Origin of the sequence: Microcoleus sp. N9_A2, from assembly GCF_036701775.1 — a bacterium.
Classification (GTDB): Bacteria; Cyanobacteriota; Cyanobacteriia; order Cyanobacteriales; family Microcoleaceae; genus Microcoleus.
Genome location: NZ_JAUBRH010000078.1, coordinates 3,288 through 24,869 on the forward strand (window position 1 = coordinate 3,288; position 21,582 = coordinate 24,869).

The window sequence follows — 21,582 nt, forward strand, 5'->3', positions numbered from 1 at the left end:
AAATTCGTCAAAAAGCCTTAAGTAAACCGTATTGGGACATAACAATTGCCAAGCCAAGCTTATCCGGCATTTCCAACTTCTGCCAGATGCCAGAAAGTCACGCCACCTTCATCGTGACTGAGCAAAATTCCCAAATCTTCCAAGCTTTCCAAACAGTCGAGAATGACTTTTTGTTTGCGATTTGCTGCTTTGAAATGGGCGGTGACTTGGGCTGCTGTCCATTCGCCGCTTTGAGTGCGAAATAAGTCGCGGATGGCGGAAAGTTGCTCTTTGAGGGTTTTGGGAAAGGGTTGTTGTTCTGCGGGAATAATCGCGGTTTCGGTTTCGGTGGTGATACCTTCGAGAGTTGGTTGTACGTAGGTTTCGCCGGGAGATTGGTAGTCGGGACGCAGCCAGCGAATGTGTCCGTTGCGTTCTTCTTCGGCGCGTTGGGCGTTGAGGGTGACGAGGTTTTCGAGGATTTGGTCGTCGGTGAGGGTGGATTCCCAACCGTAGGCGGCAAATACGGCGCGATCGAGTTCGTCGTGGATTTGTTTGAGGGTGGAGACTAGGGCTTTTTGGTTGAAGGCTTTGTCTTTGTCGTTGAGGGGTTCGCCTTTGCGGAGTTTTTCGAGGAGGTTGTACATCCCGGTGATGGTGACTTCGGGGTGAGTGGCTTGGACTCGTTTGCGGTGGCTGTCGAGGCGTTCTCCGAGTTCGCGGATGGTTTGTTTTTGGGTGTCGGTTGGGGTGGGGAAGGGGAATGGGTCGAAGCAAACCGAGTTGTTGTACCGTGGTGTATTTCCACCTAAATCTCCACCTGCTGCTAATGCCCAAATGACATGAATTTTACTGGAAAGAACTCCCAAGAAATAAGCATCATCAAGGGCGATCATAATCACTTCACTTTCTGGAAAAATATCTCTATCTAAAAATGTAAAAAATCGGTGCTTTGTAGTTCTTGGTGTTGCAATGTAGCTTGCTAGTGAATTGATGGCAGGTCTAATTTTGGCTCGCGCCTCAGCAAAAATCCACCAATTATCTCGATATGCCTTTCTGTTATTCGTGATTCTATCGGGTTTTACCCTTTCAAGTATCCATTGATAAATGTTTTGATATTGAACTCTGACCTCTTGTTCTGTTATCCCAAATAGATCGATTATAAAAATATCAGATTTAGGTTGAATCAAATCTCTACCATTACGATAATGTTTAATAACTGATGGCAGACTTATTGAAGAATACCCCAGTAATTCTAGTTGTTTATGATTCACTATAAAACCTTGACTACCTAACATCATGCCTTTGGAAGATAAATTTTGATTAGCTCTAAGCTTCTGAGTGCTGATAACGTTAGCACCTGAATCTAAATTGCTGAGTATTTGCTCGACATGAATAAATTTAATACTCAGATTATCAGCTATGTCTTCAGGAATTCCTACTTCCGTTTCATTCAATACATATCCTATCTTGGCTGTGGCATGATTAAAAGTCTTAAGTTCAGCGGCTGTCATCGCAATTCGGACGGCTGCACCTTCCTGATCCCAAGGATGCTCTGCAATTGCAAAAAATAGGTTAAGTGGATTTTTATAAGCTTGTAAATGAACATCAATTATCTTTCTTTGCCAAACCTGTCGAATGCTATTGGTTGTAATCAAACCAAATCTTTTGATGTGTTCTTGGCGAACAAGACCAGCAGCTTTATGCCACCAATACATTACAAAATCCACAGTATCCGGCACATCTTTATAGACTTTTCGCAGCGCTTCTGCATATCCATCTCCCAATCGATCGCGCATTCTCGCATTCCCAATAAACGGCGGATTTGACACAATATAATCCGCCTCCGGCCACACCGCCGCCCTTGGATTTAAATACCGATAAATTGTTACTTGGTTTGTAGGATCGGGAATATCCTCCCCTGTCACCGGACTTTTCATCATCCGTCCCCCCCAGCGAGTTCTCACCTTCCCCGCCGCATCGACATCTGGTTCGATCGCATCATAGGCTAACACCGCATCCCGGCATTCAATATTGTTGTACTCGCGCAACACCGGTTCGATCGGCGGAATATCGCCAAACCGCCGAAAATGCCACTGCAAATAGCCAATCCAAATCACCAAATCTGCGATCGCCGCCGCCCTAGGATTGATCTCAATTCCCAAAAACTGACTCGGATTCACCTGATTAATATCCAACCGCAACTGCGCCGCGCCTGTAACATCCTCCAAACGCCGCAACACCTCCGACTCCAACCCCTTCAACAAATCCAACGTTACATACAAAAAATTCCCCGATCCGCACGCCGGATCGAGAATTTTCACCTGTTGTAACTCAGTCAAAAATGCCTCTAAAACTGCGATCGCCTTTTTCCTTTGATTTGCAGTCGGTTCCGCTTCCCCCGCGTTGAGCAACTGTTTAACCTCCGCTTGTACCGCAATCCAGCGATCGCCCAAAGGCTCCATCACCACAGGCTTTACCAACCGTTCCACATACGATCGCGGCGTATAATGCGCCCCCAACTTACTCCTCTCCCGCGCATCCAGCGCCCTCTCCAACAACGTCCCAAAAATCGCCGGTTCCACATTACACCAATCGCGCTTCGCCGCCTGCAACAACACCTGCAACTGAGCCTTTGTCAACGCAAACGCCCCAGAATCCGCAAACAATCCACCATTAAACCGCAACAACTTGCCATGAAAACCAAAACTCGTCCCCTCATTCATCGCTTCCCACAGCGCCTCTACCTCCGGTTTAAACATTTTCGGGTTAAGAATCCATCGCGTTTCTAGCGCCTTCGTAAACAGATGTTCCTTCAGCAACCCCACATCCTCAGCAAACATAGTAAAAATACAGCGCATCAAAAACTGCGCGACTTGCTGCGGATCGACATTCGCCTCCATTCCCTTCGCCAACTCTGCCAAATCTGCCGCCACTTCCCGCGTCACCCGCGCCGCAATCTTCTCCGGGTTGCGCTGCTGCGGATTGCTGAAAATATCGACAAACAAATCGAAAACATCCGCTTTTCGGAGTTCGGTTAACCCAATATCTCGCCGCGCCCCATAGCCGCCATAGTCGCCGCTAAAGCCCATCCACAATTCAAAATGATCGCCAATATCGCAAGTTAACAAAAACGGTGGTTTGCTGCTGAGACTGCGCGTATAGGCAACTGCTTGCACAAAGGCTTTCTCCATTTCTCGCAAATAGGTATTAGTTCCTCGCTTTGCAGTTCCCTTTTTACCCGTGGTTCCACCCTGTTTTGCTTCTATTAAAAAATGCTCTGCTTTGTGAAAGTCGATAAACCCCGGAGTCACTTTCCCGCTGGGGTGAAAAATTTTGACATCTTTATCAAAGCAGTAGGGATCGTTGGGAATTCTGCCTTTATCGATCGGGCGATCGACTCCCAGCGCATCGGACATTTCCGCAAAAAATAGCTGGTAGTTTGCCCGTTCGTTACCGCTAGAACCGTCCCAGCGTGTGATGAATGTTTCGACTCTGGTGCGATCGGCTTCATTCATTTTTCAACCCTGCTGCTTGCTTTTTCCTTATTCTATAGTTAGATTGGTTCGTATTGGCGATCGATCTGGCGATTTTGCTTGATAGCAACCGCCGTGGCGGTTAGGACGCTTTACTATTGACATTTGCTATAATATGTTTGACGATATTCCTAGATACAGGCGGAGTCAAAAACCCGGATTCTGCCTTAAAGTCGATCGTTCACAACGAAGATTTTGCGTAGCAACCGGGTTTTTATAGCTTTAGTGCTTGAAAAATACCTCAATAAATATATGAAAATTAGAGCGATCGTACATCCTGCAGAAGAAGGTGGCTATTGGGCAGAAGTTCCAGGGCTTCCCGGCTGCATTACTGAAGGGGAGACGATAGAAGAAGTAATAATTAATTTAAAAGATGCGATTGAAGGTTGGCTAGAAGTTGCTAATAGTCGTGAAGCAATTGCCTCCACAGATCGAGTTGTGGAAATTGCTGTATGAAATCTATTTCTGGCAAGCGACTTTGCAAAATAGTAGAGCATAAAGGTTGGGTTTTGAAAAGAGTTACCGGCAGTCATCATATCTATGAAAACCCGGAATTAGAACAAATTTTGTCAATTCCTGTTCACCGAAATCAAGATTTGAAAGTTGGAACCTTGAGAGCCTTAATGAAAATAGCTCAGCTATCTGAGGAAGATGTACAAAGTTTTTCTTAAGTATAAGCTATTCTGCATTTAAATTGCATATTCGACGCGGGCTCGCGTGCCCACCCCACTCATTGTTTGATTGATTCTTGAAACACAATTTAAATGCGGAACTGCTTAGCACAATACGGTTCACTTAATTCAACGTAGGGTGCGTCGCCAAAAACAACTCTCGCCCCACAACGCCAGATTAAACGAGCGACGCACCCTACAACTGGCACCGATTACTCAGTGGGCGGCAGTTAAAAGGTAAAATAATCCCCAATCTTCTATTTAGAAACACTTTGGCGAGATTTGAGTTCATAGTAGATGGCCCACCAGTATCACAACAAGCTCGTAGGCGAGCTCTTCTCAAAGCTGGGAAAATCACGGTGAGGCAAGAGGCTGAAAAATACTGGTCTTCGGAGCAGAAAACAGCTACTGGCCTAGTCAAGCTCCAGATAACTTATTTCTACGATTCTGTTAAAATCGATGTGGACAACATCGTAAAGCCAATTCAAGATGCAATTATCGGGCTAGCCTATGTCGATGACGATCAAGTAACTGATGTCCTAGCCCGCAAGAGGAATTTATCAGGTAACTTTAAAGTAGAAAATATGACCTTAATCCTAGCGGAAGGATTTGCCCGTGGCAATGAATTCTTGCACATTGTCGTAATTGATGCTCCTGATCAAGAGGTACTGACATGATGGCAACTTCAACTGCAAACATAGAAAGAGAGCGACTGTTAAAACTAGCAGAGGAGTATCGTGAGAAAGGTTATGAAATTTCATTTCATCCAAACTCTGAAGATTTACCGGACTTCCTTAAAAGCTATCGCCCGGATCTGATAGTGCGTCGGGGGGAAGAGTCAGTGGTTATTGCAGTCAAGTCACGCGCTTCACTCAACTCACCCTCTAGTACATATCTACGCAATTTAGCCCAAGCAGTAGCAGAAAATCCTGGTTGGAGGTTTGAGTTAGTGATGACTAACTCGGAGGATGCAGTCGAGCTTCCCAAAGCTGAGGATTCTTTTCAAGAGCATGAAATAGAGTTAGGTTTACAAGTTGCTAAGCAACTTGTCACACAACATTTAGAGTCAGCCATGCTATATTCTTGGTCTTTAGTTGAGGCAACTTTGAGGATTGTTGCCCAGAAAGAAGAGCTAAGTTTGCAAAGATTAGATCCGCTTTATTTAGTGAAACAACTGACGGTGGAGGGCGTGATTTCTAAATCTGAATATCAGTTATTAATGAATGCGCGTTCTTTGCATAACTCTATTGCTCATGGGTTTAAAACTACACAACTTACGCAAAATTCTGTGTGCGAACTGATTGAGGTTACAGAGAAAATATTGAAAGATAATACGGTGTTTCTCTAAAGCAAAAAGGTTGGGTTTCCTTTCGTTAACCCAACCTATTAATTCAATTAAACTTCAGAGTTTAGCCTTGATTTACACCGAAGTTTTCAAACTGTCTCGCGACTCGGAAACCCGATCGACAATAGCAGCATTTACCACAGATTCCTGAATCGGTTTCCGGGCTTCAATTAAAGCCAGAGCTTTCGTGACACCTTCAGGTAAAATCACCACCAAACTGCCTGCTGGCGCCTCGTCTAAAGCTTTGTTAACTGCCGTTGTTTCGTCCAGAATCAACTCGTATTCAACTTGAGATTTGTTTGCGGTTCCTGCAGAAATCGCCTCTGCAATTCCCTGACAAATTAACTTGGCCACAACACCAGGTTCTCGGCCGCGCCTGTCAATATCTTCCTTGACAATAATACGATCGAACATCTCGGCCGAAAGTTTGCCCAGCGTGACAAAATCTTCATCTCGTCTATCCCCGGGCGCACCCACTACCCCGATCCGCATTCCCGGCCAATTCAGCACGAAACTGCCCAAAGCTTTGTAGCTGTGGGGGTTGTGGGCGTAGTCCAGCAAAGCGTGATAGCTACCCAAATTAAACAAGTTCATGCGTCCGGGAGTTTGACCGACGGATGCTTGGAAGCTTGACAAAGCCGATCGAATATCCTCTATTTTCACTCCTTGGGCAAAAGCCGCCAAACAAGCCGCTAAAGCATTAGCAATCATAAACGGCGCGCGCGCGCCCATCGTCAGCGGCACATTCACAGCCTGCTCAATTCTCAGCGTCCAATCGCCTTTCAAAATCGACAAGTAGCCATTTTCGTAAATCGCAGACAGCCCGCCCGCAGCAGTATGTTTTGCAACCAGTTCGTTGTCCGGGTTCATCGAAAAATATGCAATTTGAGCCTTGACACGCTGCGCCATTTGTGCTACCAGCGGGTCGTCTGCATTCAAAACTGCATAACCTTTGGGCATTACTGACTCGACGAGGACGCTCTTGAGTTTGGCTAGTTGTTCCACGGTTTCGATATCGCCGATGCCTAAGTGATCGGCTGCGACGTTCAAAACAACGCCGACATCGCACTGATCGAAGCCCAAGCCCGATCGCAAAATTCCACCTCTAGCCGTTTCCAGCACCGCCACTTCCACCGTCGGATCGGACAAAATCAACTGAGCGCTCTGCGGCCCGGTATTGTCTCCGCTTTCCACCAAATAATCGCCGATGTAAGTGCCGTCGGTAGTCGTGTAGCCAGTAATCTGACCGGTCTGCTTGACAATGTGAGCGAGTAGGCGAGTGGTTGTCGTTTTGCCATTGGTTCCCGTTACCGCTAAAATCGGCACCCGGCTGGGTTGAGGTGAGGGGAAGAGCATATCGAAGACCGCGCCGGCGACGTTGCGGGGTAAACCTTGACTCGGGGCGACGTGCATTCTGAAACCCGGTGCTGCGTTGACTTCGACGATGACGCCGTTGACATCGCGCAGGGGTTGGGAGATGTCGGGAGTTACTACGTCAATGCCGGCGATGTCCAAACCGATAATTTTGGCGACTCTGGAAAACAGCCAGACGTTTTCTGGGTGGATTTCGTCGGTGCGATCGACTGCAATTCCACCGGTACTCAAGTTTGCTGTCGCGCGCAAAAATACTCTTTCACCGGCGGGCACTACGGAGTCCATCGCGTATCCTTGTTTTTGCAGCAAATCCAGGCACAATTTATCGATCGTGATCCGGGTGAGCACGTTGTCGTGTCCGTCTCCTCGCTGCGGGTCGCGGTTTACTTCTTCAATAAGCTGTTCTACTGTAGACCTGCCGTTGCCTACGACGTTAGCGGGGACTCGTTCTGCAACTGCTATGACTTGCCCGTTGACTACCAATACTCTGTGGTCACGGCCGACGTAATAGCGCTCGACAATAACGTTTTTTGTTTTTGATGCCGCGCTGGCTAAGTCGTAGGCTTCTTCTGCTGCTTCCCAGGAATTGATGTCGATCGTAATGCCGCGGCCGTGGTTGCCGTCTAGGGGTTTGAGGACGATCGGATAACCGCCGACATCTTCGATCGCCCCGCGCAGTTCATCCAAATAATTAATCACCGTCCCTCTGGGAACCGGTACGCCGGCGCTGGCGAGGATATTTTTGGTACCTTCCTTGTCACAGGCAAGTTCTACTCCCAAAACTCCCGTGCGATTGCTCAGAGTTGCCTGAATCCGCTTCTGGTGAACCCCGTAGCCGAGTTGAATCATAAACCGGGCGCTCAAAGGTATCCAAGGAATGCCGCGCGCTTCTGCTTCCTTAATCAGTGTTTCCGTGCTCGGCCCGAGGGCTGCCGACAAAGCAAACTCCTTGAGGTCTCTCAAATCTTGGACTAATTCTGCTGCTGGATAAGTGCCAGTATCGGCAATCCTTTGGCACATCCGCACGCCCGCCCGGGCGGCATAGCGACCTGCTTGTTCGTTTTGATACTCAATTACTACTTGGTAAGTGCCTGGGGTCGCAGTCTCGCGGGTGCGACCGAACCCGACCGGCATTCCTGCCATTTCCTGAAGTTCTAGGGCGACGTGTTCGATTACGTGTCCCATCATTGTGCCTTCTCTGACACGTTGCAGAAAGCCTCCCTTATGGCCTGGAGAACAGTGATGGTTGTTCAAACTCGGAAGTGCGGCGATCAACCCTTCATAGAAGCCAGGAATTTCCGATGTGGTTTTATCTGCCCACTCCTCTAAATCCAGACGCATCAGGACGAGTTTCTGGCGTCGGATGCTCCAGTAGTTGGGGCCGCGTAAGGTCTGGATTTTAAGTATTTTCATGGCAGTTAGAGGGGTATGGGGCGCGAAATCTTATAGATAATTGGAGCATTTATTCAATTTCGATCTAGATTGCTCGATCGACTGTTCGCTGCGAACAGTTTGGGAGTGAATTTCCAGTTATGGGCTACCCCATTGAAAATTCATGCCCCAGCGATCGGCTAAAAACAAGTACAGGTACATGGCTAGCAAAAACTCAAAGCCCGAAGTTAGAATTTTCTGTGATTCTGCCTCCTAGGGTCAGCCAGTGGCTGGTTCGGAATGTATTCTATTGTTGTATCCATGATTCGGCCGGAATGCCGCCTAATTTCTGCCGAATCAATGACAAGAGATGTTCTACGTTAGTTGGCTGTGCGGCATTCGGGGGGCCAGCCAGACTCGGAACACGCTCCTGATGGCATTGGTTTGCCTAGGGGCATATTGTAGCAATCTCCGTGACACAGAACGTGCAAGCGCATATTGAACAGACTTAAGGGTTCTGTCGCTCCTACCATAGACTCATTGGTATAAAAATTTTCCCTAGAATCAACAATAGTCACAGTGCCTTTACCGAGAATTTTCATAGTATCGTCTCCCTCAAACAAGGCGCAGGTGTCTTCGTCAATACCAATAGCGAGGCGATCTGGATGGCAAGCCACAGCCGACAGCAAGCGAGCCATGCGGTTGCGGTTGTGAAAATGCTGATCGACGATGATCTCAGGAATAATGTTAAGTCCGTTTGCCATGTCTACTAAAGAGCGGTTTGGTGACGCCCCACTTCCACCGCCTGCAATCATGTGATATCCCATCACCGCAGCACCAGCGCTGGTGCCAGCGAGGGTAATCTTGCCTTCGAGAGTTTCTTTGCGAATTTTCTCCATCAGCGGGGTGTCCGCCAGGAGTCCACAGAGCCGCAGTTGGTCGCCGCCTGTAATGAATACGCCCGTACAGTCTTCTAAGTAATCTTTCCAGACGGGGTTTTCGCCTTGTTCGCGTTCGCGGATGTCCACTACTTTGACGGCACTAACGCCCATTTCGTCAAATATTGTGCGGTAGCGGTTGCTAATTCCTTCGGGATCTCGCGAAGCGCACGGAATGATCGCCAGCCGAGCGTTTGCACCCCCAGCACGGCAAAAAAAGGTGTTTAGAATCTCTCGCCCGTGAACTTTGTCTTCGGCTCCCCCGATGACCATAATCGAGGTTTTTGTGCGCTGGGGAATATTGTGTTCAAGGGCTTGAGATGTCAACTGCTGCATGGTGTGTCTTCCTCTGTTGGATGTGAAATTCAATTTTGCCGTTGCTGTGGGTACAATAGGGCTTTTTAAGAATAAATTTTTGTTTGTGCGAGTCAGGTGCGATCGCCGATCGCACTATCCCGCAGTTGTTTGGCGGCGAGTTTGCTTGCAGTCGCTGTCATGAAAAACAGATTATTTTTTTACAAAACCGGCCCGCCGACACAGGAAGAGAATTTAACTTGCCAAAATTTTCAGAAATTATAAGAAATTATAAAGAATAAAGCAATTACTGAAAACTGAACTCCCTCTAAAGGTCAAACTAGAGGTGATGTATCAATGAAATTCCAATAATTGTGCGATTTGACGTTGTTACCCTATTTCCAGAATTTTTCCGGGCTCCCCTGGAGTCAGGACTGATGGGCAAAGCCTTAGCTAAAAAGATTGCTGAGGTGAATTTTGTCAATCCCCGCGATTTTACCACAGACAAACACCAGCGAGTCGATGATGAGCCTTACGGGGGCGGAGTGGGGATGCTGATGAAACCGGAACCGATTTTTGCTGCGGTGGAGTCGCTGCCGGTTTTGCCAAGGCGAGAGGTGATTTTGCTGACTCCCCAGGGGGAACCGATGCAGCAGGCGATGTTTCGGGAGTTGGCGGCCGATCGCGATCAGTTGGTGTTGATTTGTGGCCATTATGAGGGTGTGGACGATCGAGTGCTGCATTTGGTCACTCGCGAGGTGTCTTTGGGGGATTTTGTACTCACGGGGGGCGAAATTCCGGCTTTAGCTTTGATAAATGGGGTTTTGCGATTGTTGCGGGGAACTGTAGCGAAGGAAGATTCTCTAAAGTTTGAGAGTTTTGAAGACGGGCTTTTGGATTATCCGCAGTACACTAGGCCGGCGGATTTTCGGGGTTTGAAAGTGCCCGACGTGTTGCTGTCTGGTAATCACGCCCAAATTGCTCGCTGGCGCAAGGAACAGCAAATTGAAAGAACTCGCCAAAGGCGACCGGATTTGCTAGCGGATTAATTAAGTGTTAGGTGTTGACAGTCTTGGTTTAGCAATGTATTTTTGGTAGACAAAATTATGCTAAAAAATCAACTTTTGTGCTGTTGGGCGATCGTCTTTTTGCTCGCCGCTGAAGTTACTGTCAATTTAACTCCTGCCAGCGGCGGCAAATGGTTACATATTAACCGGGAAGCTTTGGCCCGAAGCACTGGCCGAAGTAGTGGCGGGCGATCGTCTTCTTCCAGTTCCAGTTCCAGTTCCAGCCGCTCTAGCAGTACCTCGCCTAGCCGTTCTAGTTCTTCTAGTTCTTCTAGTTCTTCTAGTTCTTCTAGAAACAGCTCGTCTGGCACTTCTTCTAGTTCCATTCCCAGCCGTCCCAGCAACAGCGGAAACACTGGGGGAAGAGTTCGCAGTGGCTCTTTTGAAAAGCCGGCTTCACCTGCACCTGTCGTCGCACCTAAAACTCGGATTCCCCGATATGAGGGAAAGAATAAAGCTGTAATTATACCGCGGCGCACCGATAAGACCGATAAGTTAGTACCACGTTCTTCATTGCCTTCCAATCCCGGTAAGAGTCAGCCAAAGATCCGTTATAATCCACAGCCCGCCAGAATTTTACCACGAGTTACCCTAAAAATAATTGGCCTCCCCCTAGGAATTGGCCATCTTTAGAGACTCCCGGTAAGCGTCAGCCAAATATCCGTTATGAGCAACAGCCTGCCGTTAATCCAGCACCAATTACCACTAAAAATAATTCTGGCAACGATACGACTTCGCCATCTTTAGAGACTCCCGGTAAGCGTCAGCCAAATATCCGTTATGAGCAACAGCCTGCCGTTAATCCAGCACCAATTACCACTAAAAATAATTCTGGCAACGATACGACTTCGCCATCTTCAGACAATCCCGATAACAGTCAGCCAAATATCCGTTATGAGCAACAGCCTGCCGTTAATCCAGCACCAATTACCACTGAAAATAATTCTGGCAACGATACGACTTCGCCATCTTTATCTCAGGATGGGAGATGGTTTTGGTTTTGGCTGTTTGTTTCGGGAGCGGGTGTAGCGTTAATAGCTTACTGTATTTACTATTATCGACCCAAGTCTGGGGATAAACTTAAAGTCGGCCTTTTTGCTGTCAGCAAGTTACAAGTCGCAATGTTAGCCTCCGCTCGCGAAGTTCAAATTCAGCTAACTGAATTGGCGTTAAAGTTCAACGTATAAAGTGCGACAGCCAGGGCAGAGTTTTTGCAAGAAGCTGTTTTGAGTGTTTTGCGATCGCCCGAAAGTTGGACTCACTTTTCTGTAGATTCCCAAACAGTTGTGAGTCGGGAGGAAGCGGCGCAAATATTCAATCAAATCTCGATTCAAGAACGCAGCAAGTTAAGTGTAGAAACTCTGAGTATCGTTAACGGCGACATCCGCCAAGAGTCTGTCAGTGATGGCAATCGAGAGCCTGGAGAGTATATTGTAGTGACGTTTTTGATTGGCACCGACGATACTAAATCCCTGTTTGGAGACATTCGCGATGTTGGGGAATTGAAAGCAGCATTAGAGCGAGCGGCGGCGACTCCTGCTGAGAGTTTGCTGGTTTTTGAGTTGATTTGGAGTCCGCAGCAGGAAAGCGATAGTTTGACTGGCGATGATTTGTTGGGTTCCTATGCGGATTTGATTCGGGTTGGTTGATGGCTGATGGCTGAGGGCGATCGTTTGAGCTTGGCAATTATCTGTGTTATCCCGTAGGAATCGCCCAAAAAACTCAATTATCCTCAGACAAAATATGAAATAATTGTCTACTGTCTGCTTTTCTCAAAAATCTACTTTACATGAACATCCGCATCGGCAACGGCTACGACATTCACTGCTTAGTTCCCGAACGCCCCCTCATCCTCGGCGGCGTGCACATTCCCCACGAATTAGGCTTATTAGGACACAGCGACGCAGACGTGCTTACCCACGCGATTATGGACGCGATGCTGGGAGCTCTCAGCTTAGGAGATATCGGTCTTTATTTCCCGCCAACTGACCCGAAATGGAAAGGTGCTGATAGTCTCGTATTGCTCGCACAAGTCAATCAGTTAATATTAGATAAAGGCTGGGAAATCGGCAATATTGATTCGGTGGTTGTTGCTGAACGTCCAAAGCTGAAACCGCATATTGAGCAAATGCGCGATCGACTTTCTGGTGTTCTACAATTAAAACCTGACCAAATTGGCATCAAAGCTACTACTAACGAAAAGTTAGGCCCCGTGGGGAGAGAGGAAGGAATCGCAGCCTATGCTGTAGTTTTGCTGGGCCAAAAATAGAACTCTATCATCTAAAATTGACTGTGGAGTCAATTGTTTAATCCAAAATCGCTAGGAAGCCTGAAATCATGGACACTGACACCTGGGAGTTACAATTTCCTGTAGACGCGGATGTGATCGCGTTGGATAAAGACGATCGCATAGTCGTGCTAATCGAGGTTAAAATCATTCAAGCTGAAGAACCAGCGGCGAAACAGAAAATTGTCGATCGCGCGATCGACTGGATCAAAGCTGTATTAGCTAAAATGTCTGAAAAAAACGCGATCGTTCCCTATGCTATGTTTATTGACACCGAACAAATTCTGATTTTCAAATGGGATGGTGTGAATTTATCCGAGCCTGTTTGCACTCTCAATACTGGTGAAATATGTCGCTATTATATGCCGACATTTGGCAGTACATGGATCTTTGAACGTACGATCAAGGGGCTGATTGAATCGTGGATGCATGACTTAGACTATAACTGGAAATCAGAAATTCCGCCAGCGTCAGAACAAATAGCAGCCATCGGTTTGCCGCCATTACTCGCAGGTGGAACAACAAAATCAGGAGTGGAATTAGGTGGCAATTATATATATCGAGACCAACTTTCTGATGAGTATTGCTACAGGGCGTGAGGCTGAAGCAATTATGTTACTGCGAGATTTGTCCTCATCAGTTCAGTTAGTCATACCCAGCATTTGTTATATGGACGCTTGGTCAGCTTTCGAGGACGAGTTGAAGCGACAAAACTCTTTTAAGGAACAGCTAAGTCGCCCAATTAGCGAAACAAAGCGAGATGTGACATCTGAACACGCCACATCTCTGTCTTTTTACCTAGAAGAGTCATTAGTTTACTATCTCAAACGAATAGATGAAATTGAATTGCGGCTGCGTGAAGCAATTTCTCTGATGTCAGAAAATGCAGAAATGATTGTATTAAATTCAGAGATTATTCAAGCAACTTTAAACACACCTATCATCGAAAAAGACCCAACAGACAATTTGATTCTACATTGTATCCTCAGTCATGCCCGATCGCATTCTACAGAAACCAAAGTATTGCTCAGCGGTAACGTCAAAGAATTTGGTCTACCGGAAGTTCAAGATGTTTTGCGAGAAGCCGGGATTACAAAATATTTCTCTGTCACTAAAAACTTTCTGGGTTGGCTACAATCTCAGTCATAATCGCACGCAGGTGGTACAGTTGACAGTTGACAGTTGACAGTTGACAGCGCTGTTTTTATGAGGGATTTGGGCGCTGTCCCTATAAGCCTTGATGCGAAACCATATTTTTTGGTAAATTATTATGAAAATTTTCCCTATTTTACATTCAAAGCGCCGCTGGTTGGCTGTTTTGCTAGCTCTAATTGCCACTATCAGTCTGTCTGCGTGCACTCCCGTGCGATCGCAATTAACCAACAGGCTCATCGTTCCCACCCCCAGCGGCCCGGCCACCTTCAACTACCCGCTAAATCAATCTGGATATAGCGTTTTTGGCTATATGTACGAGGGATTGATCAACGAAAACGGCTTGACATCGCAGCTAGAACCCGGTTTAGCAGAGTCCTGGGAAGTTTCTAAAGATGGCAAAAAGATTGTCTTCGCCCTGCGAGAGGGATTGAAATGGTCTGACGGCGAACCGATGACTACTGATGACATTATCTTCAGCTATGAAAAGATTTATTTCAATGACAAAATTCCTAGCGGTTTGAAAGATATTCTGAGGGTTGGCATCAGTGGCGAATTTCCAAAAGTCAAAAAACTCGACAGTCGCCGCGTAGAATTTTCCGTTGCAGAACCCTTTGCTCCTTTTATTAGATATGCTGGGGGAATCCCGATTTTACCAGCTCATATTTTACAGGAAGCTGTCGAAAATACAGATGCAGACGGCAATCTTAAATTCCTGACTACTTGGGGCACGGATACTGACCCTAAAAAAATTGTCGGCAACGGTCAATACCGAATGCTGAGTTATACCCCCAATCAGCGCGTTGTTTTGGAACGAAATCCGTATTTTTGGCGCAAAGATGCTGAGGGAAATCCTCAACCTTACATCCAGCAAATTGTTTGGCAAATTATCGAAAATACTGACAATCAACTGCTGAATTTTCGCTCGGGGGATTTGGATACTCTGGACGTGGAGCCGGAAGTGTTTCCGCTGCTGAAACGGGAGGAAAAACGCGGCAAATATACGGTCTTCAACGGCGGCCCGGATACTGGCAGCGTGTTTATGTGTTTCAATCTGAATAAGGGGCGCAATGCTCAAAATCAGCCGTTTGTAGACCCGGTTAAGTCTCGGTGGTTCGCGAGTAAGGAATTTCGGCAGGCGATCGCCTACGGCATCAACCGATCCGCCATGACTAACAATATCTATCGCGGACTTGGCGCACCGCTGCATTCTCCAATTCCGGCCCAAAGTCCGTTCTACCTGTCCCCAGAAGAGGGATTGAAAACTTACAGTTACGATCGGCAAAAATCGAAAGAGTTACTGTTAAGTGCTGGTTTCAAGTATAATAGTAACGGCGAATTGTTGGATGCTGAAGGCAACAAAGTGCGATTTACTTTGTTGATAGCTACGGGTAAAAAAGTGCGGGAACAAATGGCAACGCAAATTAAGCAAGATTTGGGCAAACTAGGGATGCAAGTTGATACGCAGTTCCTGAGTTTTAACACTTATTTGGAAAAGCTGCGCCTGACGCGGAATTGGGATACTTACTTGGGCGCTTTTACGGGAGGTACTGAACCCCACAGCGGCTACAATATTTGGTCGGTCAACGGGACTTCGCACGCTTTCAACCAGGGCCCGCAAGCCGGAGAACCGCCGATTAAGGGTTGGGAAGTGTACGACTGGGAACAGAAAATCGATGACCTTTATGTGAAGGCTTCCCAAGAGCTTGATGAGGCGAAGCGCAAGGAGCTTTATGCCGAGACGCAGCGGATTACAGCGGAACAAGTGCCTTTTATTTACATGGTGAATCCGCTGACTTTTAAGGCGGTGCGCGATCGCATTTCGGGAATTCGCTACAGTGCCCTCGGCGGTGCTTTCTGGAATTTGTACGAGCTAAAAATAGCAGAATAGTCAGTTGTTAGTTGTTATTGGTTATTTATTAGTTGTTATTGGTTATTTGTTACTAATGACAACTGACAACTAACAACTGACAACTAACAACTGACAACTAACAACTGACAACTGACTAATATTTATGGAACCTAAAATTTTACAAAAGTTACTCGAATCTGTGGCTGCAGGCTATGTTAGCCCGATCGCAGCTTTGGATAAATTAAAGCATTTTGACTTTGAACAAGTCGGTGATTTTGCCAAAATTGACCACCACCGTACTTTAAGAACAGGTTTTCCTGAAGTAATTTGGGGCCCGGGGAAAACGCCCGACCAAATTGTTGAGATTATAGAGGCGATGCGCGGGCGAAATTCTGCGGTGATGGCGACGCGAATCGAACCGGAAGTTTTCGAGCAATTGCAACAAAAAATACCCGATTTGTGCTATCACCAAAAGGCTCGAATTTGTGCAATTTCTCCCAATTCCCCCAGTCCGCAGCATCCGGGTACTGTGACTATTATCAGTGCGGGAACGGCGGATTTGCCTGTAGCGGAAGAGGCGGCAGTTACTGCGGAACTTTGCGGTTTTCAGGTGCGACGTTTGTGGGATGTCGGAGTTGCCGGCATTCACCGCTTGCTGAGTAACCGGCACGTAATTGCCGATGCTGATGTGTTGATTGCAGTAGCGGGTATGGAAGGCGCTTTGGCGAGTGTGGTTGCGGGTTTGGCCGATTGTCCGGTGATTGCTGTGCCGACAAGTGTGGGTTATGGCGCAAGTTTTGGCGGGATTGCTCCTCTTTTAACAATGCTCAATTCTTGTGCGGCTGGTGTGGGTGTGGTGAATATTGATAATGGGTTTGGGGCGGCGATTTTGGCTTGTCAAATTCTGAGAACTGCTGGCAGAGTGGAGAGAAGAGGAGAGGGGGAATAGTTACAAACCCCCTCGATCAGATAAAACTAAGGCTAACTGTCACAGGACGATCGATTTTTAGGCTGCATCTTGCACCATTCTCAAGAACAGGCAAGATGCCTGTTCCACAAAGAGTGAGTTTTCTTGTGGGGTGGCCCGAAGAGCCCGCCCGTAAAAAACCTAATTGAAAATGGTGCAACATCTCAGGTGCGTCAGACTCCGTTATTGAAAGATTATTGAAGATTTCCGGTAGTAGAGCACCTTACTATATATGCCAGTGGCGTCCAGGACTGCCAGACTCGGCGGTTGAAACCCGGTCTCAACTTGCCTCTCGTTCCAACAGAGGGCGACTAAAAAATACAGGAGGTATTATTAAAGCCGGGTTTGATATTACTTGTTGCCTAGCCAAATTGGATAAGCAGAAGAATCCTCAGCTTTCAACTTTTGCGCCTGATAACTCTTGCTAGTCCAACCAGCTACTGTTTCCAGGGTTTCTGTCAAACAACTTTCGCTGCCAAACGCTTCAAATCCCAAAGTCCACCACGCGCTGCCGTTAATGTTCAACTGAGTAAGTTCCACGCTGCAACCTTGGGGAATTGGGGCTTCCACAGGCACAGACATCAGGGAACCAGGGGTCGAAACTTGATAAAGACGCTGCGCTCGCTTTTTCTTGACTCCCACCCACTTTCCTGTCGCCAAAATATCCGCCGATATCGGTGCGATGGTGTCGGCACAAACCCACTTGAGCCACTTCTCGGCCTTACCTTCCCAGCGGTTGCCGAACTGCATCGCCCCCAACTCTCCCTGACGCCACTTTACCTCCAAGGTTTTCCCGCGCAGCTTCACTCCCAAGTAGTCGCAGTTAGGTACTAGCAAATATATGTCTTCCCGCTCTTCTGGAGGCGAAAGATACCCGCCGAGACTGTCGCTTCCAAACCATTGATTGATCGATTTTGGCAACGCACCGCTATAAAACCACCGCATTTCCAGACTGGCCCGCATAAATTTTTCCTCCGTTCCACAATTTCCGTCAAACCCAGACTGGATTTGCCATACACCATCGACTTTTGTGCCTCTCCACTCTATCCTCCCCCCTCCGGGGCCCAGAGTCTACCCACAGTCATACCATTTTAGATTTTAGATTTTAGATTTTAGATTTTAGATTTGGGAAAGACTGACTATATAAGGGTTTAGAGCTTGCCTACAGTTGTATTTTTTTTTAAACTGGTGTCAGATCGAGGTCTTTAAAAAAAAATTCTCACAATCCTTTACATATCTTCATAAGTCTGTTACATTTATTTACAGTACACTAAAAACCATTTAGGAAAAAAAAGATGAGTAACAGAGGCTTAATGCTGGACGACCAAGGCAAAATGAACAATTTTGCGATCGAGCCGACAGTATACATCGATGACCAAGCCCGCACCGGCTTCACTCCCTACGCAGAACGCTTAAACGGCCGCCTTGCCATGATTGGCTTTGTTTCTCTCTTGGCTTTAGAAGTTTCGACCAAGCACGGGCTGATTAGCTGGCTGACTCACCTGTAATGATTTTGTTAACAATTAAACTATATGGCTATGGATCGCGGGCGGTACACAAACGGCGATCCATAGCTTAACTATTTTGAGGGGCAAGGTTTGGTGAGACAATTAAAATTAAATATTTTTGTTTTACCCTACCCGTAAAAAGAATGCTCAAACGAATTGCGGCAATACTTCTGGTGGTTCTAAGCCTCAGTTTGACAGGTTGTGTGTCTAAAGTCACCGGACTCAAAAGCTACGTTGATACTGGCGACGGCTATCAGTTTCTCTATCCTAACGGCTGGCTGCCGATCGCAGTTTCTAATGGGCCCGATGTGGTGTTCCGCGATTTGATCCAGCAAACCGAGAATGTCAGCGTGGTAATCAGTTCAGTCGCCAAGGACAAAACTCTGGCGGATTTGGGAACGCCGACGGATGTGGGATACAAGCTCAGCAAAAGTGCGATAGCCCCGAGTGATTCGGGCCGCGAAGCTGAATTAGTCAGTGCAGAAGCTCGCGAATCGCGATCGAAAAGCTATTACATTTTAGAATACGCCGTTAAGTTGCCAAACCAAGAACGGCACAACTTAGCGAGTGTAGCCATCAGCCGCGGCAAACTTTTTACGCTTAACGTTTCAACTACCGAAGAACGCTGGCCGAAGGTAAAAGAAGCTTTTGAGAAAGTCGTTAAATCTTTCTCTGTTTATTAGATTAAAAAGTAGTTGGGAATGGGGAATAGGGCGCAGGGCATTGGGCATGGGAATAGTTTAGTTTATTTTTCTTCTTCCTTCTTCCTTCTTCCTTCTTCCTTCTTCCCTCTTCCTTCTTCCTTCTTCCTTCTTCCTTTTTAACTTATGAAAAATCCAACTTTTGTGTTAGCCTCAGCTTCTCCGGCGCGCCGCAGCCTGCTAGAAAATGCCGGCATTCAAGCTGTGATTTGCCCCAGCGACTTTGATGAAGGGCAAATACAAATGAGGGATGCCACTAAGTTAGTGCAGGTTTTAGCCGAGGGAAAAGCTGAGGCTGTAGCTAAATTCTTGCTGGCTAATTCTCACCCGCAAATCCCTAATCCCAAATCGTGTTTGGTGTTGGGATGCGATTCAATTTTGGTCATTGATGGGGAAATTCACGGCAAACCGAAGGATGCCCAAGAAGCAATCTCGCGCTGGCAGAAAATGCGCGGTAAGGTGGGCGAATTATATACGGGTCATGCTTTAATTGATACGAGATTCGATGACTTTGATCAGGCTAGGTCGCGATCGATCGTTCGCTATCAAGTTACAAAAGTTCATTTTGCGGAAGTTACCTCGCGCCAAATTGCGGCCTACGTCGCTACGGGAGAACCCCTCGCCTGTGCAGGCTGTTTTGCACTCGAAGGTAAAGGCGGCTTTTTTGTCGAACAAATCGAAGGATGTCACACAAATGTGATCGGTTTGAGTTTGCCTCTGCTGCGGCAAATGCTGGGCGAAATGGGATATGATGTGGCGGATTTTTGGCAATTTTAATGTTTGTTAAATTCAGGTCAGGAATCGGGAGGCAGAGCCTCGCTGATATGCCTTCCCAGGCAGAGCCTGGGAACGAGGATTGATAGCCTTGGTGTTGTGGGATGGGCGTCCCGCCCGTCCGTGTTCTGCTTCTTAGGAATGAGAATTAAATAACTTACAATGCGTGATGGTTCTTGTGGGATGGGCGTCCCGCCCGTCCAGAAATGGCGGGCGGGACACCCCACTTTCCTTGTGTAAATTATTTAGTTCGCGATCCTTAGCAGCAATATGTACCGATTTGAGTTAACCTAGGGCGATCGCCCCGTCAGACACAGAGCTAAACTGAATTTAACTCGGCGAAACATCCTTCACTAAACCCAAGATATTGCCGATAGTAGCTTCGCGAATCACCGTCGCTTTAATGTCGAAAAATCTAAACTCAAGAGTTTGAGGCTGTCCCGGAGGAGTAGGCCCGTTGCTATCGTAACTTCTCGCATCGCCAATTGTTGCAAACCTTTCGCTCAAAACAATATCGTTTCGCGTTAGTCCTCCCGCCAATCCAATGACATCACCTTGAGTCGGATTGTAATCGTGAATAAAATCTGCTGGCACTTCTTCTGTACTCAAAGGAAAAGTCCCAATTGGATGGGCTTGATCTGAACAAAATTCGGTAGTGCCCTGAAGGAAAGGATGGAGTAAAATTAAGCTACTATTAAAGAGAAGTGTTTGCCATTAGTGATATGACAGTAGAAATTAATTCTTGCCTCAATTGTGGCTCAGAAGAAGTTAGTCGTAACGGTCAGACTCGGCATCTTCATTCAGTTGACAGTTGACAGTTGACAGGTAAACAAAACTACAAATGTCGAAAATGTGGTCTTGACATCCTCCCCACTGATAAATCAGGGGGATTCCAATCTACCCAAACAACGAAAGCTGTTTAGGGAACTGGTGGGTTGACGCTTCACTGTTCGATTCCGCATTAGATGCGGTCTTACTCCGTCCTTCACGTCCGTTTATAGTATCGGGCAATCCACCCGCGACTTTTATATTAATCGCTGCATTCTCGTCTCGGTCGTGAACGGCATCGCAAAATAAGCAAGTCCATTCACGAACTGAGAGTTCCTTTTTCCCGCCAATCTGTCCACAACAAGAACAGCGTTGGCTAGTTGGTTCCCAGCGACTAATAACTCTAAAATCTCTGCCGTACATTTCCGACTTAGCTTCTAACATTGTCCGAAAACTTCGCCAACCTAAATCAGAAATAGCACGAGATAATTTGCGGTTTTTCATCATGCCGGAAATGTTGAGGTCTTCTAGGACTATCGCTTGGTTTTCACGAATAATCCTGGTACTCAATTTGTGCAAAAAGTCGTTACGGATGTCGGAAATCCTGGCATGAATTTTCGCCACTTTCCGACGCGCCAATTCCCTCCGTTTGCTTCCCTTCTTCTTTCTAGATAGTTTACGCTGTGCCTTGTGAAGCTTCCTCAGATACTTCTTGAGAGGTTTGGGAGATTTTATTTTTTCACCTGTACTCAGAGTGGCGAAATCGGTTATACCGAGATCGATACCAACTGATTGCCCGTTGGGTAATATTGTTGGGACGACTTCAACGACGAAGCGGATAAAGTATCGGTTCGCAGCATCTTTAATTACTGTGACCGAACTTGGCGGAGATGGCAACTCCCTTGACCAGACGACTTTAATTAGGGCTTGCTGAATCAGTGGTTGAAGTAAACACGGTATGGATTTTCGGACGAATAAAGGCAGTAATGGTGCAAGAA

At 46.9% G+C, this 21,582-nt stretch carries 21 protein-coding genes and 1 pseudogene; 15 read left to right on the forward strand and 7 right to left on the reverse strand.

Annotation, left to right across the window (positions count from 1 at the left end):
• Positions 1 to 59 precede the first annotated feature (59 nt).
• Positions 60 to 3,497, reverse strand: a complete 3,438-nt coding sequence (locus QUA44_RS27305; RefSeq protein ID WP_333256166.1) for a DNA methyltransferase — start codon at positions 3,495 to 3,497, stop codon at positions 60 to 62.
• A gap of 213 nt (positions 3,498 to 3,710) precedes the next feature.
• Here QUA44_RS27305 and QUA44_RS27310 point away from each other — a divergent pair, with 213 nt between their 5' ends.
• The 4 genes from QUA44_RS27310 (at position 3,711) to QUA44_RS27325 (ending at position 5,534) form a co-directional block, all read left to right on the forward strand.
• Positions 3,711 to 3,971 (forward strand): type II toxin-antitoxin system HicB family antitoxin, encoded by a 261-nt coding sequence (locus QUA44_RS27310; RefSeq protein WP_424403898.1) that lies wholly within the window; start codon positions 3,711 to 3,713, stop codon positions 3,969 to 3,971.
• The gene (locus QUA44_RS27315; RefSeq protein ID WP_106148860.1) at positions 3,968 to 4,186 is read left to right on the forward strand and encodes a type II toxin-antitoxin system HicA family toxin; all 219 of its coding nucleotides are present in this window, start codon (positions 3,968 to 3,970) and stop codon (positions 4,184 to 4,186) included. Before QUA44_RS27310 ends, QUA44_RS27315 begins: the two co-directional genes overlap by 4 nt.
• A gap of 272 nt (positions 4,187 to 4,458) precedes the next feature.
• Positions 4,459 to 4,863 (forward strand): RusA family crossover junction endodeoxyribonuclease, encoded by a 405-nt coding sequence (locus QUA44_RS27320; RefSeq protein ID WP_333256169.1) that lies wholly within the window; start codon positions 4,459 to 4,461, stop codon positions 4,861 to 4,863.
• A complete protein-coding gene (locus QUA44_RS27325) occupies positions 4,860 to 5,534 on the forward strand; it encodes a hypothetical protein (protein ID WP_333256171.1) in 675 nt (224 codons plus the stop codon). Before QUA44_RS27320 ends, QUA44_RS27325 begins: the two co-directional genes overlap by 4 nt.
• A gap of 72 nt (positions 5,535 to 5,606) precedes the next feature.
• Here the strand turns inward: QUA44_RS27325 and cphA are convergent, their stop codons facing one another.
• Positions 5,607 to 8,318, reverse strand: coding sequence for a cyanophycin synthetase (cphA, locus tag QUA44_RS27330; protein ID WP_333256173.1), 2,712 nt, complete (start codon positions 8,316 to 8,318; stop codon positions 5,607 to 5,609).
• A gap of 338 nt (positions 8,319 to 8,656) precedes the next feature.
• Positions 8,657 to 9,550, reverse strand: coding sequence for a cyanophycinase (locus QUA44_RS27335; protein WP_333256175.1), 894 nt, complete (start codon positions 9,548 to 9,550; stop codon positions 8,657 to 8,659).
• Between QUA44_RS27335 and QUA44_RS27340 the strand changes: the two genes are divergently transcribed.
• Both QUA44_RS27340 and trmD read left to right on the forward strand, forming a co-directional pair.
• Entirely contained in the window at positions 9,549 to 9,713 is a 165-nt protein-coding gene (locus QUA44_RS27340) for a hypothetical protein (RefSeq protein WP_333256177.1), read from the forward strand. The two genes, QUA44_RS27335 and QUA44_RS27340, sit on opposite strands and share 2 nt — an antisense overlap.
• 169 nt (positions 9,714 to 9,882) lie before the next feature.
• Positions 9,883 to 10,557: a tRNA (guanosine(37)-N1)-methyltransferase TrmD gene (trmD, locus tag QUA44_RS27345; protein WP_333256179.1), complete on the forward strand. Its 675-nt coding sequence runs from the start codon at positions 9,883 to 9,885 to the stop codon at positions 10,555 to 10,557.
• Positions 10,558 to 10,625: 68 nt separating this feature from the next.
• Here trmD and QUA44_RS27350 read toward each other — a convergent pair whose 3' ends face one another.
• Entirely contained in the window at positions 10,626 to 11,099 is a 474-nt protein-coding gene (locus tag QUA44_RS27350) for a hypothetical protein (RefSeq protein WP_333256183.1), read from the reverse strand.
• Between the two features lie 681 nt (positions 11,100 to 11,780).
• Between QUA44_RS27350 and QUA44_RS27355 the strand changes: the two are divergent.
• The 6 genes and pseudogenes from QUA44_RS27355 to larB form a co-directional block, all read left to right on the forward strand.
• A pseudogene (locus QUA44_RS27355) lies at positions 11,781 to 12,224 on the forward strand (DUF1517 domain-containing protein); the annotation flags it as partial.
• Positions 12,225 to 12,364: 140 nt separating this feature from the next.
• A complete protein-coding gene (gene ispF / locus QUA44_RS27360) occupies positions 12,365 to 12,844 on the forward strand; it encodes a 2-C-methyl-D-erythritol 2,4-cyclodiphosphate synthase (RefSeq protein WP_333256185.1) in 480 nt (159 codons plus the stop codon).
• Between the two features lie 68 nt (positions 12,845 to 12,912).
• Positions 12,913 to 13,461: a hypothetical protein gene (locus QUA44_RS27365; protein ID WP_333256188.1), complete on the forward strand. Its 549-nt coding sequence runs from the start codon at positions 12,913 to 12,915 to the stop codon at positions 13,459 to 13,461.
• The gene (locus tag QUA44_RS27370) at positions 13,439 to 14,011 is read left to right on the forward strand and encodes a PIN domain-containing protein (protein WP_333256191.1); all 573 of its coding nucleotides are present in this window, start codon (positions 13,439 to 13,441) and stop codon (positions 14,009 to 14,011) included. The genes QUA44_RS27365 and QUA44_RS27370 overlap by 23 nt, the downstream gene beginning before the upstream one ends.
• A 121-nt stretch (positions 14,012 to 14,132) precedes the next feature.
• A complete protein-coding gene (locus QUA44_RS27375; protein WP_333256193.1) occupies positions 14,133 to 15,905 on the forward strand; it encodes an ABC transporter substrate-binding protein in 1,773 nt (590 codons plus the stop codon).
• A 124-nt stretch (positions 15,906 to 16,029) separates the two neighbouring features.
• Positions 16,030 to 16,815, forward strand: a complete 786-nt coding sequence (larB, locus tag QUA44_RS27380; RefSeq protein ID WP_333256196.1) for a nickel pincer cofactor biosynthesis protein LarB — start codon at positions 16,030 to 16,032, stop codon at positions 16,813 to 16,815.
• A gap of 369 nt (positions 16,816 to 17,184) precedes the next feature.
• On the opposite strand, the gene QUA44_RS27385 is transcribed toward larB, so the two are convergent.
• On the reverse strand, positions 17,185 to 17,796 hold the full coding sequence (locus QUA44_RS27385) for a hypothetical protein (RefSeq protein ID WP_333256199.1): 612 nt from the start codon (positions 17,794 to 17,796) through the stop codon (positions 17,185 to 17,187).
• A 332-nt stretch (positions 17,797 to 18,128) separates the two neighbouring features.
• Between QUA44_RS27385 and QUA44_RS27390 the strand changes: the two genes are divergently transcribed.
• The 3 genes from QUA44_RS27390 (at position 18,129) to QUA44_RS27400 (ending at position 19,819) form a co-directional block, all read left to right on the forward strand.
• Positions 18,129 to 18,341 carry a chlorophyll a/b-binding protein gene (locus QUA44_RS27390; RefSeq protein ID WP_333256202.1) on the forward strand — a complete coding sequence of 71 codons (213 nt, stop codon included), beginning with the start codon at positions 18,129 to 18,131 and terminating at the stop codon, positions 18,339 to 18,341.
• A 143-nt stretch (positions 18,342 to 18,484) separates the two neighbouring features.
• Entirely contained in the window at positions 18,485 to 19,024 is a 540-nt protein-coding gene (psbP, locus tag QUA44_RS27395; RefSeq protein ID WP_333256204.1) for a photosystem II reaction center PsbP, read from the forward strand.
• Between the two features lie 144 nt (positions 19,025 to 19,168).
• Entirely contained in the window at positions 19,169 to 19,819 is a 651-nt protein-coding gene (locus tag QUA44_RS27400) for a nucleoside triphosphate pyrophosphatase (RefSeq protein WP_333256207.1), read from the forward strand.
• A 327-nt stretch (positions 19,820 to 20,146) separates the two neighbouring features.
• Here the strand turns inward: QUA44_RS27400 and QUA44_RS27405 are convergent, their stop codons facing one another.
• Both QUA44_RS27405 and QUA44_RS27410 read right to left on the reverse strand, forming a co-directional pair.
• A complete protein-coding gene (locus tag QUA44_RS27405) occupies positions 20,147 to 20,425 on the reverse strand; it encodes a hypothetical protein (protein ID WP_333256210.1) in 279 nt (92 codons plus the stop codon).
• 288 nt (positions 20,426 to 20,713) lie between these two features.
• Positions 20,714 to 21,582 (reverse strand): RNA-guided endonuclease TnpB family protein (locus QUA44_RS27410; protein WP_333256213.1); only part of this gene is annotated, 869 nt, incomplete at its 5' end.